The sequence below is a fragment of the Streptomyces sp. NPDC023481 genome, assembly GCF_055560195.1.
In genome coordinates this window covers 616188-635646 of record NZ_JBVHJE010000002.1, presented here as the reverse complement: position 1 = coordinate 635646, position 19459 = coordinate 616188, and the positions used below count along the sequence as shown (strand labels likewise).

Here is a 19459-nt window from a genome sequence, read left to right as displayed (position 1 = left end):
CGGCGGCCCGACCTTGCCCAGTGTGCACCCGACAGCCGTACACTGGGCCGGGGAACGTTGGCACTCCCATGCGAAGAGTGCCAGGCCGATCACCCGAAGGGACGATGGGGACGACATGCTGGAGGTGCGCGCGGATGCTGAGTGAACGCAGGCTTCAGGTGCTGCGCGCCATCGTCCAGGACTATGTCGGCACCGAGGAGCCGGTCGGGTCGAAGGCCCTGACCGAGCGGCACAACCTCGGGGTCTCCCCGGCGACCGTCCGCAACGACATGGCGGCCCTGGAGGACGAGGGGTACATCGCCCAGCCGCACACCAGCGCCGGGCGGATCCCCACCGACAAGGGCTACCGGCTGTTCGTCGACAAGCTCGCGGGCGTGAAGCCGATGACCGCGCCCGAGCGGAGGGCCATCCAGAACTTCCTGGAGGGCGCCGTCGACCTCGACGACGTCGTGGCCCGCACGGTACGGCTGCTCGCGCAGCTGACCCGGCAGGTCGCCGTGGTGCAGTACCCGTCGCTGACCCGGTCCACGGTCCGGCACGTGGAGCTGCTCTCGCTGGCCCCCGCGCGGGTGATGCTCGTGCTGATCACGGACACCGGCCGGGTCGAGCAGCGGATGGTCGACTGCCCGGCGCCGTTCGGCGAGTCCTCGCTGGCGGATCTGCGGGCGCGGCTGAACAGCCGGGTCGCGGGCCGCCGGTTCGCCGATGTGCCCAAGCTGGTCGAGGACCTCCCGGACGCCTTCGACCCGGAGGACCGCGGTACGGTCTCCACGGTGCTCTCCACTCTGCTGGAGACACTGGTGGAGGAGAACGAGGAGCGGCTGATGATCGGCGGTACGGCCAATCTCACCCGCTTCGGGCACGACTTCCCCCTCACGATCCGGCCCGTCCTGGAGGCCCTGGAGGAGCAGGTCGTGCTCCTCAAGCTCCTCGGCGAGGCGAAGGACCCGGGCGTGACCGTGCGCATCGGCCACGAGAACGCCCACGAGGGACTCAACTCCACCTCCGTCGTGTCGGTCGGCTACGGTTCGGGCGGCGAGGCGGTTGCCAAGCTCGGCGTGGTCGGACCGACCCGCATGGACTACCCGGGAACGATGGGAGCGGTACGCGCAGTGGCACGGTACGTCGGACAGATCCTGGCGGAGTCGTAAGTGGCCACGGACTACTACGCCGTTCTCGGCGTGCGCCGCGACGCGTCGCAGGATGAGATCAAGAAGGCGTTCCGTCGGCTCGCGCGCGAGCTGCACCCGGACGTCAACCCCGATCCGAAGACCCAGGAGCGGTTCAAGGAGATCAACGCCGCTTACGAGGTGCTGTCGGACCCGCAGAAGAAGCAGGTCTACGACCTCGGCGGCGACCCGCTGTCCCAGTCGGGCGGCGCGGGCGCGGGCGGTTTCGGCGCCGGCGGCTTCGGCAACTTCTCCGACATCATGGACGCGTTCTTCGGTACGGCGTCGCAGCGCGGGCCGCGCTCGCGCACCCGGCGCGGCCAGGACGCGATGATCCGCATCGAGATCGAGCTGGACGAGGCGGCCTTCGGGACGACCAAGGACATCCAGGTCGACACCGCGGTCGTCTGCAACACCTGCAACGGCGAGGGCGCGGCGCCCGGCACGTCCGCGCAAACGTGTGACATGTGCCGCGGCCGCGGCGAGGTCTCCCAGGTCACCCGGTCCTTCCTGGGCCAGGTCATGACCTCGCGCCCCTGCCCGCAGTGCCAGGGCTTCGGCACGGTCGTGCCGACGCCGTGCCCGGAGTGCGCCGGCGACGGCCGGGTCCGCTCGCGGCGCACGCTCACCGTGAAGATCCCGGCCGGTGTGGACAACGGCACCCGGATCCAGCTCGCCGGCGAGGGCGAGGTCGGCCCCGGCGGCGGTCCGGCCGGCGACCTGTACGTCGAGATCCACGAGCTGCCGCACCCGATGTTCCAGCGGCGCGGCGACGACCTGCACTGCACGGTGACGATCCCGATGACGGCGGCGGCCCTCGGCACGAAGGTGCCGCTGGAGACGCTGGACGGCATGGAGGAGGTCGACATCCGGCCCGGCACCCAGTCCGGCCAGTCGATCCCGCTGCACAACCGGGGCGTCACGCATCTGCGCGGCGGCGGCCGGGGCGACCTGATCGTGCACGTCGAGGTGACCACGCCGACCAAGCTGGACCCCGAGCAGGAGCGACTGCTGCGCGAGCTGGCCAAGCTCCGCGGCGAGGAGCGCCCGCAGGGCCAGTTCCAGCCGGGCCAGCAGGGCCTGTTCTCGCGGCTGAAGGACGCCTTCAACGGGCGCTGACACCGGGCGCGCGCGGGCCCAGGACCCCGGTATGCCGGGGGCCTATGCCGGGCGGCGCCCGGATTCGGACTTGTCCGGGGGACGTGACACCATGCCGTCATGTCCTCCGCGCTGACCGATCTCTTCCCTCACCCGATCGTGCAGGCCCCCATGGCGGGCGGTGTCTCCGTCCCGCAGCTCGCCGCCGCCGTCTCCGAGGCCGGGGGCCTCGGGTTCCTCGCCGCCGGGTACAAGACCGCCGACGGCATGTACCAGGAGATCAAGCAGCTGCGCGGACTGACCGGCCGGCCCTTCGGGGTGAACGTGTTCATGCCGCAGCCGGAGCACCCCGGCGCGAGCACCGGCTCCACCGGAGCGGCCTGCGCCGCGCCCCCCTCCGGCGCGGTGGAGGTGTACGCGCACCAACTGGCCGGCGAGGCCTCCTGGTACGAGACCGAGCTGGGCGACCCGGACAGCGGCCGGGACGACGGCTACGACGCCAAGCTCGCCGTCCTCCTCGACAACCCGGTGCCGGTGGTCTCCTTCCACTTCGGGGTGCCCGCCCCCGAGGTGTTCGACAGGCTGCGCCGGGCCGGGACCTTCACCCTGGTCACCGCCACCACCGCCGAGGAGGCCCGCGCGGTCGAGCGGGCCGGCGCGGACGCGGTGATCGCCCAGGGCGTGGAGGCCGGCGGACACCAGGGCACCCACCGGGACCTCCCGGAGAACGACGGCTCCGGCATCGGACTGCTGTCGCTGGTCGCGCAGATCCGGGAGGCCGTCCGCATCCCCGTGGTCGCCGCCGGCGGCATCATGCGCGGCGGCCAGATCGCCGCCGTCCTCGCGGCGGGCGCGAGCGCCGCCCAGCTGGGCACCGCCTTCCTCGCCACCCCCGAGTCCGGCGCGCACGCCCTGCACAAGCAGGCGCTGACCAACCCCCTGTTCACGCGCACCGAGTTGACCCGCGCCTTCTCCGGCCGCCCGGCCCGCGGCCTGGTCAACCGCTTCCTGCGCGAACACGGCCCGTACGCCCCCGCCGCCTACCCGGAGGTCCACCACCTCACCGCGCCGCTGCGCAAGGCCGCCGCCAAGGCCGGGGACGCGCAGGGCATGGCGCTGTGGGCGGGGCAGGGCCACCGGATGGCCCGGGAGCTGCCCGCCGGGCGGCTGGTGGAGGTGCTGGCGGCCGAACTCGCCGCGGCCCGGACAGCGTTGTCGGACCTGCCGTGGCCCGGAGGTGACCCGCGATGACCGCGCCCGTCTTCGTCGTCGACCGTTTCGACCCGGACGGCCACCGGTACGTCCTGGACGGCCCCGAGGGCCGTCACGCCGTCTCCGTGAAGCGGCTCCAGCCCGGCGAGGAGGTCGTCCTCACCGACGGCTCCGGACGCTACGCGGTGTGCGAGGTGATCGGCAGCGAGGGCAAGGACCGGCTCATCGTCCACATGAGCGGGATCCGCGAGGAGCCGGCGCCCAGCCCGCGCATCACCGTCGTCCAGGCCCTTCCCAAGGGCGACCGGGGCGAACTCGCCGTCGAGACCATGACCGAGGTCGGCGTCGACGCGATCGTGCCCTGGCAGGCCGCCCGGTGCATCACCCAGTGGAAGGGCGACCGCGGGCTGAAGGCCCTCGGCAAGTGGCGGTCCACCGCCCGCGAGGCCGGCAAGCAGTCCCGCCGGGTCCGCTTCCCCGAGGTCGCCGACGCGGCGACCACCAAGCAGGTGGCCGCGCTCCTCGCCGAGGCGGACTTCGCCGCCGTGCTGCACTCCGACTTCGAGCACGGCAGCGAGCCGCTGGCCACCGCCGGACTGCCCGCCGAGGGCGAGATCGTGCTCGTCGTCGGCCCCGAAGGAGGCGTCTCCCGGGACGAGTTGGCGCTGTTCGAGCAGGCCGGCGCCGGGACGTACGTCCTCGGGCCCACCGTGTTGCGCACATCCACCGCCGGCACCGCCGCCGCGGCCCTGCTGCTGGGCCGTACCGGCCGCTGGTCCTGACTCCCCGGGGGACACCGTGGAACTCGCCCAAGTACGGCTGCTCGTCACCGACTTCGCCGCCTGCTACCGCTTCTACGCCGACGTCCTCGGCCTCAAGCCGCAGTCCGGGGCGAGCGGGGGACCGTACGAGAAGTTCAGCCCGCACACCGGTTCCGCCGGGATCGCGCTGCAGGACCGGGCGATGATGGCCGAGGTCCTGGACGAACTCGGCGACACCGCCACCGGCCACCGCTCCCTGGTCGTCCTGCGCGTCGACGACCTCGACGCCTACTGCGCCGAGATCACCGGCCGGGGCGCGGTCCTGCTGCACGGCCCGGCCCCCATGACCGACCGGATGCGGGTGGCCCACCTCAAGGACCCCGAGGGCAACCTGGTCGAACTCCAGGAGTGGCTGCTGCTGCGCGGCTGATGCCGCCGAACGGGTGAGTGGCCGTAACCGGGCTTCCCCGCGAGGGGGGCCGGTGGCACGCTGCCCGGTATGGGGGCTTCGAGGCGGACACGGCGGTGGGCGCGGCTGGTCGCCCTCACGGGATCGGTCGCGGTGGCCGGCGGGGCCCTCGCGGCCTGCCGGCCCGGAGGGGGACTCGGGTCGGCGAGCGTCGCGTACACCACCGACCGGACCGCGACCGCCGCGCTGGAGCACCGGCACGTGCACGTCGACTGGCTCTCCTGCACCGGCGGTGACGGCCGCGACGCCACGCGCGCGGGCTCGCCCGCGCCGTCCCGGAGCACCGTCGTCTCCGTCGACTGCCGGGGCGAGACGGACGACGGACGGAAGATCGTCGTCACCGGGCGGGTGACCAAGGCCGTCGACGGCGCCTGCGTGCGCGGTGACCTGACGGCGGAGGTCGGCGGCCGGCGGGTGTTCCGCGTCGACGGGCTCGGCGACTGCTCGGCCACGCGCGGGCCGACGTACCGGCCGTCGTACCGGCTGCCGACCGCCGGGCAGCCGAAGCCGGGCGTCACCGTGACCGTGACCGTGACGCGGACCGTCCGGCCCGTGCAGGGCAAGTGATCCCAAACCGGGAGCGGGGCACGCCGGTCGCTGCGTAGAGTGACGGCGTGACTCAGGGTGCTTCGACGGGAACCACGGAAACCGGAACGTCCGCCTACCTCCGATTCCCCCATCTGCACGGCGACTTGGTGGCCTTCGTCGCCGAGGACGACGTGTGGCTCGCCCCGCTGGACGGCGGCCGGGCCTGGCGGGTCAGCGCCGACAACACGCCGGTGACCCGGCCCCGGATATCGCCGGACGGACGACACCTCGCCTGGACCTCCACCCGGGACGGCGCCCCCGAGGTGCATGTCGCCCCGGTCGACGGGGGCCCCGCCCGGCGGCTGACGTACTGGGGCAACCGCCGTACCGAGGTGCTCGGTTGGACCCCGGACGGACGGGTGCTCGCGCTCGGCGCGCAGGGCCGGCCCAGCTTCCGGCAGAGCTGGGCGCACGCCGTCCCGCTGGACGGCGGACCGGCCGAGACCCTGCCGTACGGCCCGGTCGGCGACGTGGCGCCCGGCCCGGCCACCGTGCTGCTGTCCGCGCCGATGGGCCGCGAGGCCGCCCACTGGAAACGCTACCGGGGCGGCACGGCGGGCAGGTTGTGGATCGACCGCGACGGCGACGGCGGGTTCGTGCGGCTGCACGACGACGTCGACGGCAACATCGAGTGCCCGGTGTGGGCGGGGGACCGGATCGCGTTCCTCTCCGACCACGAGGGCACCGGCGCCCTGTACTCCTCCCTCGCCGACGGCTCCGACCTGCGCCGGCACAGCCCGCTCGGCCGCTTCTACGCCCGGCACGCCTCCGGCGACGGCACCCGGGTCGTCCACGCCTCGGGCGGTGAACTGTGGCTGCTGGACGACCTGGAGGGCGCCGAGCCGCGCCGGCTGGACGTACGGCTCGGCGGGCCGCGGACCGATCTGCGGGCCCGCCCGGTGAACGCCGCCCGCTGGTTCGACGCGGCCTCCCCCGACCACACCGCGCGCGGCAGCGCCGTCTGCGTGCGCGGCGGCATCCACTGGGTCACCCACCGCTCCGGCCCCGCCCGTGCCCTGGCCGCCGCCCCCGGCGTCCGCGCCCGGATGCCGCGCGCCTTCCGCGCCGACGGTGAGGAGTGGGCGGTGTGGGTCACGGACGCCGAGGGCGAGGACGCCCTGGAGTTCGCGCCCGCCACCGGCACCGTGCCCGGCGCCCCACCGCGCCGGCTCGCCGCGGGACAGCTGGGCCGGGTCCTGGAGCTGGCCATGGCCCCCGACGGCGGCCGGGCCGCCGTGGCCACGCACGACGGCAGGCTGCTGCTGGTCGAACGCGAGACCGGCGAGGTCCGCGAGGTCGACCGCGGCGACGACGGCGAGGTCTCCGGCCTCGCCTTCTCACCCGACTCCGCCTGGCTCGCCTGGGCCCACCCCGGCCCCCGCCCGCTCTCGCAGCTGCGCATCGCCCACACCACCGACCTCTCGGTCACCGAGGCGACCCCGCTGCGCTTCCAGGACTACGCGCCCGCCTTCACCCTCGACGGCAAGCACCTCGCGTTCCTCTCCCACCGCGCCTTCGACCCGGTCTACGACGAGCACGTCTTCGACCTCGCGTTCGTGGCCGGCGCCCGCCCGCACCTGATCACCCTGGCCGCCACCACCCCCTCGCCGTTCGGCCCGCAGCGCCACGGCCGCCCCTTCGAGGCCCCCGACAAGGACGAGACCCCCGACAGCGAGGGCACCCCGGCCACCCGGATCGACCTCGAAGGACTCGCCGACCGGATCGTGCCCTTCCCGGTGGAGGCCGGCCGCTACACCACCCTGCGGGCCGCCAAGGACGGCGTCCTCTGGCTGCGCCACCCCGTCGAGGGCGTCCTCGGCGCCTCCCGCGCCCACCCCGACGACCCCCACCCGCACAGCGAGCTGGAGCGCTACGACCTGGCCCAGCGCCGCCTGGAACACCTCGCCGCCGCCGACCACTTCGAGGTCAGCGGCGACGGCAGACGCGTCCTGCTGTGGAGCGACGGCCGGCTGCGGGTCGTCCCGAGCGACCGCCGCACCGGCACCGACGACGACGGCGACACCAGCGTCACCGTCGACCTCGCCCGCGTCCGGCAGACCGTCGACCCGGCCGCCGAGTGGCGGCAGATGTACGACGAGACCGGCCGGCTCATGCGCGACCACTTCTGGCGCCCCGACCTCGGCGGCACCGACTGGACCGGCGTCCTCGACCGCTACCGCCCGCTGCTCGCCCGGCTCGCCACCCACAGCGACCTGGTCGACGTGCTGTGGGAACTGCACGGCGAACTCGGCACCTCGCACGCCTACGTCATCCCGCGCGGCGGCTCCGGCGGCCCCCGCCAGGGCCTGCTCGGCGCCGACATCTCCCGCCACCCGGACGGCAGTTGGCGCATCGACCGGATCCTCCCCTCGGAGACCTCCGACCCCGACGCCCGCTCCCCGCTCGCCGCGCCGGGGGTCGCGGTCCGCCCCGGGGACGCGATCATCGCGGTCGCCGGCCACCCCGTCGACCCGGTGACCGGCCCCGGCCCGCTGCTCGTCGGCACCGCGGGCCACCCCGTCGAGCTGACCGTCTCCCCGGCCGCCGGCGGCGAACCCCGGCACACCGTCGTCGTCCCGCTCGCCGACGAGGAGCCCCTGCGCTACCACGCCTGGGTCGCGGACCGCCGCGCCCACGTCCACGCGGCCTCCGCCGGCCGGCTCGGCTACCTCCACGTCCCCGACATGCAGGCACCCGGCTGGGCCCAGATCCACCGCGACCTGCGCGTCGAGGTGGCCCGGGAGGGTCTCGTGGTCGACGTCCGGGAGAACCGAGGCGGCCACACCTCCCAGCTCGTGATCGAGAAGCTGGCCCGCCGGATCATCGGCTGGGACCTCCCGCGCGGCATGCGCCCCACCAGCTACCCCCTCGACGCGCCGCGCGGTCCGGTCGTCGCCGTCGCCAACGAGTTCTCCGGATCCGACGGCGACATCGTCAACGCGGCCATCAAGGCCCTCCGCATCGGCCCGGTCGTCGGCACCCGCACCTGGGGCGGTGTCATCGGCATCGACAGCCGCTACCACCTGGTCGACGGCACCCTGGTCACCCAGCCGAAGTACGCGATGTGGCTGGAGGGCGTCGGCTGGGACGTGGAGAACCACGGGGTGGACCCCGACGTGGAGGTCGTACAGACCCCCCGGGACTGGGCGGAGGGCCGCGACGCCCAGCTGGACGCGGCCGTCCGGATCGCCCTGGAGGCGCTGGAGACCAGCCCCGCGAAAACCCCGCCGGGCCTGCCCGCGTAAGGGGTGCGGGGAACGGCGTGACGGGCCGCGGACCCAGCCGCGGCCGAGCGACTACCATGCGAACCGTATTGATCATCGGTGAAAGCGAGTGCAGCGTATGGCCGGAGAACCGCAGGACGACTGCCTGTTCTGCAAGATCGTCAAGGGTGAGATCCCGGCGACGATCGTCCGCGAGACCGAGACCACCGTGGCCTTCCGGGACATAAACCCCCAGGCCCCGACCCACGTCCTGGTGATCCCCAGGGCCCACTACGAGAACGCGGCCGAACTCGCCGCGGGCGCCCCGCGGATCGCGGCGGACGTGCTCGCCGAGACGAAGGCCGTCGCCGACGAGGAGAAGCTCGACAGCTACCGCCTCGTCTTCAACACGGGCGGCGGCGCCGGCCAGACCGTCTGGCACGCCCACGCCCACGTCATCGGTGGTCGTGACCTCCAGTGGCCCCCCGGGTGAGTCACCGTGTCCGTCCGTGAACTGGTGGTCCTCGGCACCGCCAGCCAGGTCCCGACCCGGCATCGCAACCACAACGGCTACCTGCTGAGGTGGGACGGCGAGGGCATCCTGTTCGACCCCGGCGAGGGCACGCAGCGGCAGATGCTGCGCGCCGGGGTCGCCGCCCACGACCTGAACCGGATCTGCGTCACGCACTTCCACGGCGACCACAGCCTCGGCCTCGCCGGTGTCATCCAGCGGATCAACCTGGACCGGGTGCCGCACGAGGTCACCGCGCACTACCCGCGTTCCGGGCGGCGCTTCTTCGACCGCCTGCGCTACGCGACCGCCTACCGGGAGACGGTCGGCCTCACCGAGGCCCCGGTCGCCGCCGACGGCGTCCTCGCGGTGACCCGGTCGTACACCCTCGAAGCCCGCCGGCTCTCGCACCCCGTCGAGTCCTACGGCTACCGGCTGACCGAACCCGACGGCCGCCGCATGCTGCCCGACCGGCTCGCCGCGCACGGAGTCACCGGCCCGGACGTGGGCCGTCTCCAGCGCGAGGGCCGGCTCGGGAACGTGACCCTGGAGGACGTCAGCGAGGTGCGGCGCGGACAGCGGTTCGCGTTCGTCATGGACACCCGGCTCTGCGACGGCGTGCACGCGCTCGCGGAGGGGTGCGACCTGCTCGTCATCGAGTCCACGTTCCTCGACGAGGACATCGAACTCGCCGAGGAGCACGGCCACCTGACGGCCGGTCAGGCAGCCGCCGCGGCCCGGGACGCCGGTGTGCGGCACCTGGTCCTCACCCACTTCAGCCAGCGCTACACCGAACCCGAGGAGTTCGAGCGGCAGGCGCGGGCGGCCGGGTTCGAGGGCGAGCTGACCGTGGCGTACGACCTGCTGCGGGTGCCGGTTCCGAAACGGCGGTAAAGCACCCGTACCATTCTTCGATGCCCCTCCCGAAAGCAGAACTGCACCTCCACATCGAAGGCACCCTGGAACCCGAGCTGGCTTTCGAGCTGGCCGCCCGCAACGGTGTGACCCTTCCCTGCGCGGACACCGACGCCCTCCGCGAGGCCTACCGTTTCCAGGACCTCCAGTCCTTCCTGGATCTGTACTACGAGCTGATGACCGTCCTGCGCACCGAGCAGGACTTCGCCGACCTGGCCGACGCCTACCTCGCCCGGGCCGCCGCACAGGGCGTCCGGCACGCGGAGATCTTCTTCGACCCGCAGGCGCACCTGTCCCGGGGTGTGCCCATGGGCGTGATCGTGGAGGGGCTGTGGCGGGCGCTGGGCCGCTCCGAGGCGAACCACGGCGTCTCCACCCGGCTCATCATGTGCTTCCTGCGGGACGAGTCCGCCGACTCGGCCCGGCTGACCCTGGAGATGGCGGAGCCGTACCTGGACCGGATCACCGGTGTCGGCCTGGACTCCGCCGAGGTCGGGCACCCGCCGGTGAAGTTCCGGGAGGTGTACGAGGCCGCCGCCGCGCTCGGGCTGCGCCGGGTCGCGCACGCCGGTGAGGAGGGCCCGCCGGAGTACATCACCGAGGCGCTGGACGTGCTCGGCGTGGAGCGCGTCGACCACGGCCTGCGCTGCATGGAGGACCCCGCGCTGGTGGAGCGGCTGGTCCGGGAGCGGATCCCGCTGACCCTGTGCCCGCTGTCCAACGTACGGCTGCGGACCGTCGACACCCTCGCCGACCACCCCCTGCCCGCCATGCTCGACGCCGGCCTGCTGTGCACGGTCAACTCCGACGACCCGGCGTACTTCGGCGGGTACGTGGGCGACAACTTCGACGCGGTGCGCGCGACGCTGGGCCTCGGCGAGGACCGGCTGCGCGAGCTGGCCCGCAACTCCTTCCTCGCCTCCTTCCTGGAGGACGACGAGGAGCTGAGGGCCCGTTACCTGGCCGAGGTCGAGGCGTACGAGTTCGGGCCGGGGGTGTCGTAACGCCGCTACGGCAGGACGCGGCCCCGCGGACGGGGCGGCCATTGACGTCGCCCGCCCACGCCTCTAGCCTCGATTCTCATATGTAGACGTGATTCACAAGAGGAGATGGTCAGGGTGGGCGGCGACCCGGCTCCGCAGGGTGTGGCGCGGCGGCTGCGGGAGGGGATGGCGCGGGGCGTGCTCTCCTTCCCGCTCACCGCCTTCCACGACGACGGCACCCTCGACCCCGACGGCACCCGCGCCCACATCGCCGGCCGTCTCGCCGCCGCGCCCGGCGCCGTCTTCCCGGCCTGCGGCACCGGCGAGTTCTTCTCGCTGGACGAGGACGAGTACCGCACGGTCGTCACCATCGCCGTCGAGGAGGCGGCCGGCCGGGTGCCCGTCGTCGCCGGCACCGGATACGGCTGGGCGCAGGCCGCCCGCTTCGCGCGGATCGCCGAGGACGCCGGCGCCGACGCCCTGCTCGTCCTGCCGCACTACCTGACCGAGGCCCCGCAGGACGGCCTCGCCGCCCAGCTGGAACAGCTCGCCGCCCGCACCCGGCTGCCGCTGATCGCCTACCAGCGGGGCCAGGTCGCCTACACCGCCGGCACCCTGCGGCGCATCGCGCGCATCCCGCACCTCGTCGGGCTCAAGGACGGCCACGGCGACCTCGACCGGCTCCAGCGCCTCACCCTCGCCGCCCCCGAGGGCTTCCTCTTCTTCAACGGCGCCGCCACCGCCGAGATCCAGGCCCGCGCCTACGCCACCGTCGGCGTCCCCGCCTACTCCTCCGCCGTGCACGCCTTCGCCCCCGAGATCGCCGGCGCCTTCTTCGCCGCGCTCCAGGGCGGCGACCACGCCACCGTCGACACCCTGCTGCGCGCCTTCTACGTCCCCTTCGTCGAACTCCGCGACCGCGTACCCGGCTACGCCGTCTCCCTGGTGAAGGCGGCGGCCCGGCTGCGCGGCCGGCCCGTCGGGCCCGTGCGCGCCCCGCTCACCGACCCCTCTCCCGCCGACCTCGCCGACCTGAAGGCCCTCCTCACCGCCGGACTCGACCTCGTAGGAGCCTCCCTGTGACCCGTGACCTGACCATCGCCGAGGTGCGGCTGACCCCGATCCTGGTCGCCGACCCGCCGCTGCTCAACACCCAGGGCGTGCACCAGCCGTACACCCCCCGGCTGATCGTGGAGATCGTCACCGCCGACGGGGTCTCCGGGCTCGGCGAGACCTACGGCGACACCAGGTACCTGGAGCTGGCCCGGCCGCTGGCCGAGTGGCTCACCGGACGCTCGGTCATGGATGTGAACGCCCTGTTCGCCCTCGACCTCGGCGTCGACGCCTCCCGGGTCCAGGGGGAGGTGGACGCCGGCGGGCTGCGCGGGGTGCAGAGCGCCGACAAACTGCGGCTGTCCGTGCTGTCCGCCTTCGAGGTCGCCTGCCTCGACGCCCAGGGCAGGGTGCTCGGGCTGCCCGTGCACGCGCTGCTCGGCGGCAGGGTGCGCGACGCCGTCGAGTACAGCGCCTACCTCTTCTACAAGTGGGACCGGCACCCGGCGGGCGTCCGGGCCGAGCCCGACCCGTGGGGCGCCGCGCTCGAGCCGGCCGGCGTGGTGGCACAGGCCCGCCGGCTCCGGGAACTGCACGGATTCGGCTCGTTCAAGCTCAAGGGCGGGGTCTTCCCGCCCGACGAGGAGATCGCCGCCGTCCGCGCCCTCGCCGAGGCCTTCCCCGGCCACCCGCTGCGGCTCGACCCCAACGGCGCCTGGTCGGTGCCGACCTCGCTGAAGGTCGCGGAGGAACTCGGCGACGTCCTGGAGTACCTGGAGGACCCCACGCTCGGCACGCCCGCCATGGCGGAGGTCGCCGCCGGGACCGACGTCCCCCTGGCCACCAACATGTGCGTGACCACCTTCGGCGAGATCAGGGAGGCGTTCACGAAGGACGCCGTCCAGGTCGTCCTCTCCGACCACCACTACTGGGGCGGGCTGCGCAACACCCGCCACCTCGCCGCGATCTGCGCCGCCTTCGGAGTCGGGGTGTCCATGCACTCCAACACCCATCTCGGCATCAGCCTCGCCGCGATGACCCAGGTCGCGGCCACGGTCCCGGAGCTGCACCACGCCTGCGACTCCCACTACCCCTGGCAGTCCGAGGACGTCCTCACCGAGCGGCTCGTCTTCCGGGGCGGCCGGGTCGCCGTGTCCGACGCGCCCGGCCTCGGCGTCGAGCTGGACCGCGGTGAACTGGCCCGGCTGCACCGGCGGTGGGCCGAGGACGACGGCTCGCTGCGCGACCGCGACGACGCGGCGGCCATGCGCGCGGCCGAACCGGACTGGCGGACACCGGTGATGCCCCGCTGGTGACCGGCGCCGCACGGGATACCGGTGCGCGGCCTGGTGCACACTGGCCAGAACCGCACCACGCCAGGGAGCGCCCCGTGACGCCGTCGCACACCCTCACCGGAGAGGAACCGGAACACCTCACCCAGGCAGCGCGCTGCCAGACCCAGGTCGACCCGCTCGCCGCGCTGCGCGCCCCCGGCGACCCGCCCTGGGACGTCTACCTCACCGGCACGGTCTTCCTCGACATCATCTTCACCGGCCTGGACTCGGCACCGGTGCGCGGCACCGAGTCCTGGGCCCGGGGCATGGGCTCCAGCCCCGGCGGGGTCGCCAACATGGCCACCGCCCTGGCCCGGCTCGGCCTGCGCACCGCCCTCGCCGCGGCCTTCGGCGACGACCACTACGGCGAGTACTGCTGGGACGCGCTGGAACAGGGCGAGGGCATCGACCTCTCCGCCTCCCGGACCGTGCCCGGCTGGCACTCCCCGGTCACCGTCTCCATGGCCTACGAGGGCGAACGGACCATGGTCTCCCACGGGCACGAGCCACCCCCCGAGGCCGTCCTCCTCCAGGAGGGCGCCGCCGACCGGCCGCACCGCTCGCGGGCCGCCGTGGCCTCCCTCACCCCCGGGCGCGGCGCGCCGTGGATCGCGCAGGCCGCCCGCGCCGGCACCCGCGTCTTCGCCGACGTCGGCTGGGACGAGACCGGCGCGTGGGACCTGGCCGGCCTGCCCGACCTGGAGCACTGCGAGGCGTTCCTGCCCAACGCGGAGGAGGCCAAGCGGTACACCGGGACCGACTGCCCGCGGCTGGCCGCGCACGCCCTGACCGCGTACGTGCCGGTGGCCGTGGTGACGCTGGGCTCGGAGGGCGCGTACGCGGTGGACCGGCGGACCGGGGAGACCGCGGAGGTGCCGGCGATCGCCGTGGAGGCGCTGGATCCGACGGGGGCCGGGGACGTGTTCGTCGCCGGGTTCGTGACGGGCTCCCTGGCGGGGTGGCCGCTGGCGGACCGGCTGGCCTTCGCCGGGCTCACGGCCGCGCTGTCGGTGCAGGAGTTCGGGGGGTCGCTGTCGGCGCCGGGGTGGTCGGAGATCGGGGCGTGGTGGCGGCGCGTGCAGTCCCTGCCGGGGCAGTCGCCCGCGGCGCTGCGCCGGTACGAGTTCCTGGAGGGCCTGGTCCCGCGGCGACTGGACCGGCCGTGGCCGCTCCGGCGGGCCGTGCCGACCATCGGCTTCCGGCGCTCGGGCTGACACCGGCCGGGGCCGCGGCCGGTGTCAGCCCGGAAGCGGCCGTGCGAAAAGCCCTACGGCGTTGTCAGCCCCGCGTCGTACCCTGGACATGCGAGGCCGCCCCTCAGCTGTGCGGCCGTGACGAGGAGGAAGCGCAGGCCTTCAGCGCCGGCCCATGACACAGACACCCACAGCTCACACCCCCGCGCAGGAGCAGGCGAGAGTGCAGTTCACCGTCCCCGCCCAGCACCCCATGGTGACCGTGCTGGGTTCCGGCGACTCCCTCCTGCGCGTGATCGAGAGGGCCTTCCCGGCGGCCGACATCCACGTCCGGGGCAATGAGATCAGCGCGGTCGGCGACCCGGGGGACGTCGCCCTGATCTCGCGCGTGTTCGACGAGATGATGCTGGTGCTCCGCACCGGGCAGCCGATGACGGAGGACGCAGTGGAACGCTCGATCGCCATGCTCAAGTCGAGCGAGAACGGGACGAGCGACGGGGCGGAGACCCCGGCGCAGGTGCTGACGCAGAACATCCTGTCCTCGCGCGGCCGCACCATCCGCCCCAAGACGCTCAACCAGAAGCGGTACGTGGACGCGATCGACCGGCACACGATCGTCTTCGGCATCGGCCCCGCAGGCACCGGCAAGACCTACCTGGCCATGGCCAAGGCCGTGCAGGCCCTGCAGTCCAAGCAGGTCAACCGGATCATCCTGACCCGTCCGGCGGTGGAGGCGGGCGAGCGGCTCGGCTTCCTGCCCGGCACGCTCTACGAGAAGATCGACCCGTACCTGCGCCCGCTGTACGACGCGCTGCACGACATGATCGACCCGGACTCCATCCCGCGGCTGATGGCGGCGGGCACGATCGAGGTCGCACCGCTCGCCTACATGCGCGGCCGGACGCTCAACGACGCCTTCATCATCCTGGACGAGGCCCAGAACACCAGCCCCGAGCAGATGAAGATGTTCCTCACCCGCCTCGGCTTCGACTCGAAGATCGTGATCACCGGTGACGTCACGCAGGTCGACCTGCCGAACGGCACCAAGAGCGGTCTGCGGCAGGTGCAGGAGATCCTGGAGGGCGTCGAGGACGTCCACTTCTCCCGGCTGTCGTCCCACGATGTCGTACGGCACAAGCTGGTGGGCCGTATCGTCGACGCGTACGAGAAGTACGACAGCGACCACGGCACGGATAACGGCGCTCCCAAGGGCGGCCGGGGCAGGTCCGGCGCCGCGGGAACCAAGGGGAAGTAGACCAGCACGACCATGTCGATCGACGTCAACAACGAGTCCGGCACCGAGGTAGACGAGCAGGCGATCCTCGACATCGCCCGCTACGCGCTCGCGCGGATGCGCATCCACCCGCTCTCCGAACTCTCGGTGATCGTCGTGGACGCCGACGCCATGGAGCAGCTGCACATCCAGTGGATGGACCTGCCGGGTCCGACCGATGTCATGTCGTTCCCGATGGACGAGCTGCGGCCGCCGTCCAAGGACGACGACGAGCCGCCGCAGGGGCTGCTCGGCGACATCGTGCTGTGCCCCGAGGTCGCCGCCAAGCAGGGGGCCGAGGCGCCCACGCAGCACTCCATGGACGAGGAGCTCCAGCTGCTCACCGTCCACGGCGTGCTGCACCTGCTCGGGTACGACCACGAGGAGCCCGACGAGAAGGCCGAGATGTTCGGCCTCCAGGCCGCCATCGTGGACGGATGGCGGGCCGAGCACGGCCTGACCGGGCCGTCCCCGGCGCCGACCGTCTCGTAAGCGGGCCGGATGTCTCCGCAGATCGTGGCCGGCGCGATCGCGCTGGTCGTCGTGGCCTGGCTCGCCGCCTGCGCGGAGGCGGGCCTCGCGCGCGTCTCCAGCTTCCGCGCCGAGGAGGCCGTCAAGTCCGGCCGGCGGGGCGGCGCCAAGCTCGCCCAGATCGCCGCCGACCCCACCCGCTACCTGAACGTGGCCCTGCTGGTCCGCGTGGCCTGCGAGATGGCCGCCGCGGCCCTGGTCACCTACGCCTGCCTCCAGCAGTTCGCCGCCACCTGGCAGGCCCTGCTGGTCGCCATCGGTGTCATGGTGCTCGTGTCCTACGTCGCCGTCGGCGTCTCCCCGCGCACCATCGGCCGCCAGCACCCGCTGAACACGGCCACCGTGGCGGCGTACGTGCTGCTGCCGCTGGCCCGGATCATGGGGCCCATCCCGTCCCTGCTGATCCTCATCGGCAACGCGCTCACCCCCGGCAAGGGCTTCCGGCGCGGCCCCTTCGCCTCCGAGGCGGAGCTGCGCGCGCTGGTGGACCTCGCGGAGAAGGAGTCGCTGATCGAGGACGACGAGCGCCGGATGGTGCACTCGGTGTTCGAGTTGGGCGACACCCTCGTACGCGAGGTCATGGTGCCGCGCACCGACCTCGTCACCATCGAGCGCTTCAAGACCATCCGCCAGGCCCTCACCCTGGCCCTGCGCTCCGGCTTCTCGCGGATCCCGGTCACCGGCGAGAGCGAGGACGACATCGTCGGGATCGTGTATCTGAAGGACCTGGTCCGCAAGACGCACATCAGCCGGGAGGCGGAGGGCGACCTGGTGTCCACGGCGATGCGGCCGGCCGTGTTCGTGCCCGACACCAAGAACGCCGGCGACCTGCTGCGCGAGATGCAGAAGGACCGCAACCACGTCGCCGTCGTCATCGACGAGTACGGCGGCACCGCCGGCATCGTCACCATCGAGGACATCCTGGAGGAGATCGTCGGCGAGATCACCGACGAGTACGACCGGGAACTCCCGCCCGTCGAGGACCTCGGCGACGACCGCTTCCGGGTCACCGCCCGCCTGGACATCACCGACCTCGGCGAGCTGTACGGCCTGGAGGAGTACGACGACGAGGACGTGGAGACCGTCGGCGGACTGCTCGCCAAGGCGCTCGGCCGCGTCCCCATCGCCGGCGCCTCCGCCGAGGTCGAACTGCCCGACGAGCGCCGGCTGAAGCTGACCGCCGAGGCGGCGGCCGGCCGCCGCAACAAGATCGTGACGGTGCTGGTCGAGCCCGCCGGGAAGAACGGGGAGGAACCCGAGTGACGCCCCGGGAACTGCGAGCCCTGTGCCTGTCGTTCAACGCGGCCGTGGAGGACTTCCCGTTCAACCCGGAGACCTCGGTCTTCAAGGTGCTGGGCAGGATGTTCGCGCTGACGAACCTGGACGCGCGGCCCCTGACGGTCAACCTCAAGTGCGACCCGGAGGACGCGCTGCGGCTGCGCCGCGAGCACGAGGGGCTGATCGTCCCCGGCTGGCACATGAACAAGCGGCACTGGAACACCGTGACCGCGGACGGCGACCTCCCCGACCGGCTGCTGCGCGAGCTGGTCGAGGACTCGTACGACCTCGTCGTCGCCGGCCTGCCGAGGGCGGAGCGCCTGCGGCTGGACCGGCCGTAGCCGCCCCGCCCCCCGGCCGCCGTCGGTGAACGGCGCGCGGCCGTGCGGTGTGCACGGCCGCGCGGAGCGCAGGGGGGCAGAGGCGGGGTGGTCAGACCCCGGACCGGCCACGGCCGAGACCCAGGCCGACCGCGACGGCCGCGGCGAGGACGACCACCGCGTCCAGGGCGAGCACCGTGTGCGTCCCGGTCAGCAGGTCGTCGGAGGTGGTGGCCAGGACGCCCAGCAGCGGGATGCCGACCGTGATGCCGACCTGCTGGGTGGAGGTCACCAGGCCGGTGGCCAGGCCCTGCTCCTCGTCCGGGACACCGGAGGTCACGGTGATGCCGTACGAGACGATCGCGCCCAGGTGGCACATGCTCGCCAGGGACACGGCGGCCGTGGCGAGCCAGACCGACCAGGTGTGGGCGTTCAGCAGCAGCAGCGTCGCCACCAGCGCGCCCTGGCCGGCCAGCGAGCCGACCAGGGTGCGCCGGGCGCCGAAGCGGCCGACGACCCTGGCCGCGAGGGAGCCGGCGACGACCGACAGGATGCCCTGCGCGCCGAAGACCAGGCCCGTCTCGAAGGCCGACAGGTGCAGGACGTCCTGCAGGTACAGGCTCAGCACGAAGACCACCGTCGACATCATCGAGAAGGTGACCAGACCGCCCAGGTTGCCCCACGCCACCGTGCGGCGGCGCAGCATCGGCAGCGAGACGAGCGGGGCCGGCGAGCGGGACTCGATCAGGGTGAACGCGGCCAGCAGCAGAACCCCGGCGACCAGCGCCGCGATGACGTCCGCCCGGCCGAAGCCGTGGTCGGCGGCGGTGGACAGGGCGTAGATCAGCGACAGCAGACCGGTGGTGACGGTGGCCGCCCCCGGCACGTCGAGGCGCGGGCGCCGCGGGGTGCGGGACTCCGGCAGCAGGCCGGGCGCGAGCGGCAGCACGATCAGCGCGAAGACGGTGAGCAGCGCCATGGTGGAACGCCAGCCGAGCGCGTCCGTCAGCACACCGCCCGCGACCATGCCGACGGTGAAGCCCAGCGACAGCAGGGTGCCGGAGATGCCGAGGGCGCGGTCCCGGGCCGGGCCCTCCGGGAAGGTGGTGGTCAGCAGGGACATCCCGGTCGGCACGATCGCCGCCGCGCCGACACCCTGGAGCGCGCGCCCGGCGAGGAAGGACGCCGGGTCCCAGGCCAGCGTCGCCAGCAGCGAGGCCGCGCCGAACAGGGCCAGCCCGGACAGGAAGAGCCGGCGGCGGCCGTAGAGGTCGCCCATGCGGCCGAACAGCAGCAGGAAGCCGCCGGAGGGCAGCGCGAACGCGGTGATCGCCCACTGCAGGGCGGCCCGGCTCATGCCGAGGTCGGTACCGAGCGCGGGCAGGGCCACGTTGAGGACGGAGAAGTCCAGCGCGACCATGAACTGGGCCGCGCACAGGACGAACAGGACCAGCTTGTCGCGCGTCGACAGCCGGGGGGTGCCGAGCGGTGCGTCCGCGGGGGTGGTGGGCGGTGCGGGGGATGTGGTGGTGTCGATCGCCATGGCACGAGCCTGCGGCGGCCGGAAC

Annotated in this window: 18 protein-coding genes; 17 read left to right on the top strand and 1 reads right to left on the bottom strand. The window is 73.4% G+C overall.

The genetic code is table 11. The features are described 5' to 3' along the window. Positions 1–134: 134 nt before the first annotated feature. The 17 genes from hrcA (at position 135) to ACZ3ZD_RS07070 (ending at position 17912) form a co-directional block, all read left to right on the top strand. Positions 135–1151, top strand: coding sequence for a heat-inducible transcriptional repressor HrcA (gene hrcA / locus ACZ3ZD_RS07150; protein WP_467394414.1), 1017 nt, complete (start codon positions 135–137; stop codon positions 1149–1151). Beyond that, positions 1152–2288 (top strand): molecular chaperone DnaJ, encoded by a 1137-nt coding sequence (dnaJ, locus tag ACZ3ZD_RS07145; protein ID WP_030344981.1) that lies wholly within the window; start codon positions 1152–1154, stop codon positions 2286–2288. A gap of 99 nt (positions 2289–2387) precedes the next feature. After that, positions 2388–3518, top strand: coding sequence for a nitronate monooxygenase (locus ACZ3ZD_RS07140; RefSeq protein WP_467394411.1), 1131 nt, complete (start codon positions 2388–2390; stop codon positions 3516–3518). Next, positions 3515–4261 carry a 16S rRNA (uracil(1498)-N(3))-methyltransferase gene (locus ACZ3ZD_RS07135; RefSeq protein WP_467394409.1) on the top strand — a complete coding sequence of 249 codons (747 nt, stop codon included), beginning with the start codon at positions 3515–3517 and terminating at the stop codon, positions 4259–4261. Before ACZ3ZD_RS07140 ends, ACZ3ZD_RS07135 begins: the two co-directional genes overlap by 4 nt. A gap of 16 nt (positions 4262–4277) precedes the next feature. After that, complete coding sequence (locus ACZ3ZD_RS07130) at positions 4278–4670, top strand: VOC family protein (protein ID WP_467394407.1); 393 nt, start codon at positions 4278–4280, stop codon at positions 4668–4670. Positions 4671–4739: 69 nt separating this feature from the next. Then, the gene (locus tag ACZ3ZD_RS07125; RefSeq protein ID WP_467394406.1) at positions 4740–5276 is read left to right on the top strand and encodes a hypothetical protein; all 537 of its coding nucleotides are present in this window, start codon (positions 4740–4742) and stop codon (positions 5274–5276) included. A 47-nt stretch (positions 5277–5323) separates the two neighbouring features. Beyond that, positions 5324–8542: a S41 family peptidase gene (locus tag ACZ3ZD_RS07120; RefSeq protein ID WP_467394404.1), complete on the top strand. Its 3219-nt coding sequence runs from the start codon at positions 5324–5326 to the stop codon at positions 8540–8542. 97 nt (positions 8543–8639) lie between these two features. Continuing rightward, positions 8640–8993, top strand: a complete 354-nt coding sequence (locus ACZ3ZD_RS07115; RefSeq protein ID WP_467394402.1) for a histidine triad nucleotide-binding protein — start codon at positions 8640–8642, stop codon at positions 8991–8993. A gap of 6 nt (positions 8994–8999) precedes the next feature. Continuing rightward, a complete protein-coding gene (locus ACZ3ZD_RS07110) occupies positions 9000–9905 on the top strand; it encodes a ribonuclease Z (protein WP_467394400.1) in 906 nt (301 codons plus the stop codon). Positions 9906–9925: 20 nt separating this feature from the next. Next, a complete protein-coding gene (locus ACZ3ZD_RS07105; RefSeq protein WP_467394398.1) occupies positions 9926–10930 on the top strand; it encodes an adenosine deaminase in 1005 nt (334 codons plus the stop codon). A 105-nt stretch (positions 10931–11035) separates the two neighbouring features. Continuing rightward, entirely contained in the window at positions 11036–11992 is a 957-nt protein-coding gene (locus ACZ3ZD_RS07100) for a 5-dehydro-4-deoxyglucarate dehydratase (RefSeq protein WP_467394396.1), read from the top strand. Further along, positions 11989–13278: a glucarate dehydratase family protein gene (locus ACZ3ZD_RS07095; protein ID WP_467394394.1), complete on the top strand. Its 1290-nt coding sequence runs from the start codon at positions 11989–11991 to the stop codon at positions 13276–13278. The genes ACZ3ZD_RS07100 and ACZ3ZD_RS07095 overlap by 4 nt, the downstream gene beginning before the upstream one ends. A gap of 74 nt (positions 13279–13352) precedes the next feature. Next, on the top strand, positions 13353–14510 hold the full coding sequence (locus ACZ3ZD_RS07090; RefSeq protein ID WP_467394392.1) for a carbohydrate kinase family protein: 1158 nt from the start codon (positions 13353–13355) through the stop codon (positions 14508–14510). Between the two features lie 154 nt (positions 14511–14664). Continuing rightward, on the top strand, positions 14665–15744 hold the full coding sequence (locus ACZ3ZD_RS07085) for a PhoH family protein (RefSeq protein WP_467394390.1): 1080 nt from the start codon (positions 14665–14667) through the stop codon (positions 15742–15744). A gap of 12 nt (positions 15745–15756) precedes the next feature. Beyond that, the gene (gene ybeY, locus ACZ3ZD_RS07080) at positions 15757–16254 is read left to right on the top strand and encodes an rRNA maturation RNase YbeY (RefSeq protein ID WP_270083898.1); all 498 of its coding nucleotides are present in this window, start codon (positions 15757–15759) and stop codon (positions 16252–16254) included. Positions 16255–16263: 9 nt separating this feature from the next. Then, positions 16264–17556 (top strand): hemolysin family protein, encoded by a 1293-nt coding sequence (locus ACZ3ZD_RS07075; RefSeq protein ID WP_467394387.1) that lies wholly within the window; start codon positions 16264–16266, stop codon positions 17554–17556. Then, a complete protein-coding gene (locus tag ACZ3ZD_RS07070; RefSeq protein WP_467394385.1) occupies positions 17553–17912 on the top strand; it encodes an MmcQ/YjbR family DNA-binding protein in 360 nt (119 codons plus the stop codon). Before ACZ3ZD_RS07075 ends, ACZ3ZD_RS07070 begins: the two co-directional genes overlap by 4 nt. Before the next feature lie 91 nt (positions 17913–18003). On the opposite strand, the gene ACZ3ZD_RS07065 is transcribed toward ACZ3ZD_RS07070, so the two are convergent. After that, positions 18004–19434: an MFS transporter gene (locus ACZ3ZD_RS07065; protein ID WP_467394383.1), complete on the bottom strand. Its 1431-nt coding sequence runs from the start codon at positions 19432–19434 to the stop codon at positions 18004–18006. Between the last annotated feature and the right edge of the window lie 25 nt (positions 19435–19459).

Bases quoted from the DNA above. Each gene is read 5' to 3' on its own strand.
- ACZ3ZD_RS07085 (WP_467394390.1), top strand. From the start codon at position 14,665: ATGACACAGACACCCACAGCTCACACCCCCGCGCAGGAGCAGGCGAGA.
- ACZ3ZD_RS07065 (WP_467394383.1), bottom strand. From the start codon at position 19,434: ATGGCGATCGACACCACCACATCCCCCGCACCGCCCACCACCCCCGCG.
- ACZ3ZD_RS07115 (WP_467394402.1), top strand. From the start codon at position 8,640: ATGGCCGGAGAACCGCAGGACGACTGCCTGTTCTGCAAGATCGTCAAG.
- ACZ3ZD_RS07135 (WP_467394409.1), top strand. From the start codon at position 3,515: ATGACCGCGCCCGTCTTCGTCGTCGACCGTTTCGACCCGGACGGCCAC.
- ACZ3ZD_RS07100 (WP_467394396.1), top strand. From the start codon at position 11,036: ATGGTCAGGGTGGGCGGCGACCCGGCTCCGCAGGGTGTGGCGCGGCGG.
- ACZ3ZD_RS07105 (WP_467394398.1), top strand. From the start codon at position 9,926: ATGCCCCTCCCGAAAGCAGAACTGCACCTCCACATCGAAGGCACCCTG.
- hrcA (WP_467394414.1), top strand. From the start codon at position 135: ATGCTGAGTGAACGCAGGCTTCAGGTGCTGCGCGCCATCGTCCAGGAC.
- ACZ3ZD_RS07140 (WP_467394411.1), top strand. From the start codon at position 2,388: ATGTCCTCCGCGCTGACCGATCTCTTCCCTCACCCGATCGTGCAGGCC.
- ACZ3ZD_RS07075 (WP_467394387.1), top strand. From the start codon at position 16,264: ATGTCTCCGCAGATCGTGGCCGGCGCGATCGCGCTGGTCGTCGTGGCC.
- ACZ3ZD_RS07125 (WP_467394406.1), top strand. From the start codon at position 4,740: ATGGGGGCTTCGAGGCGGACACGGCGGTGGGCGCGGCTGGTCGCCCTC.
- ybeY (WP_270083898.1), top strand. From the start codon at position 15,757: ATGTCGATCGACGTCAACAACGAGTCCGGCACCGAGGTAGACGAGCAG.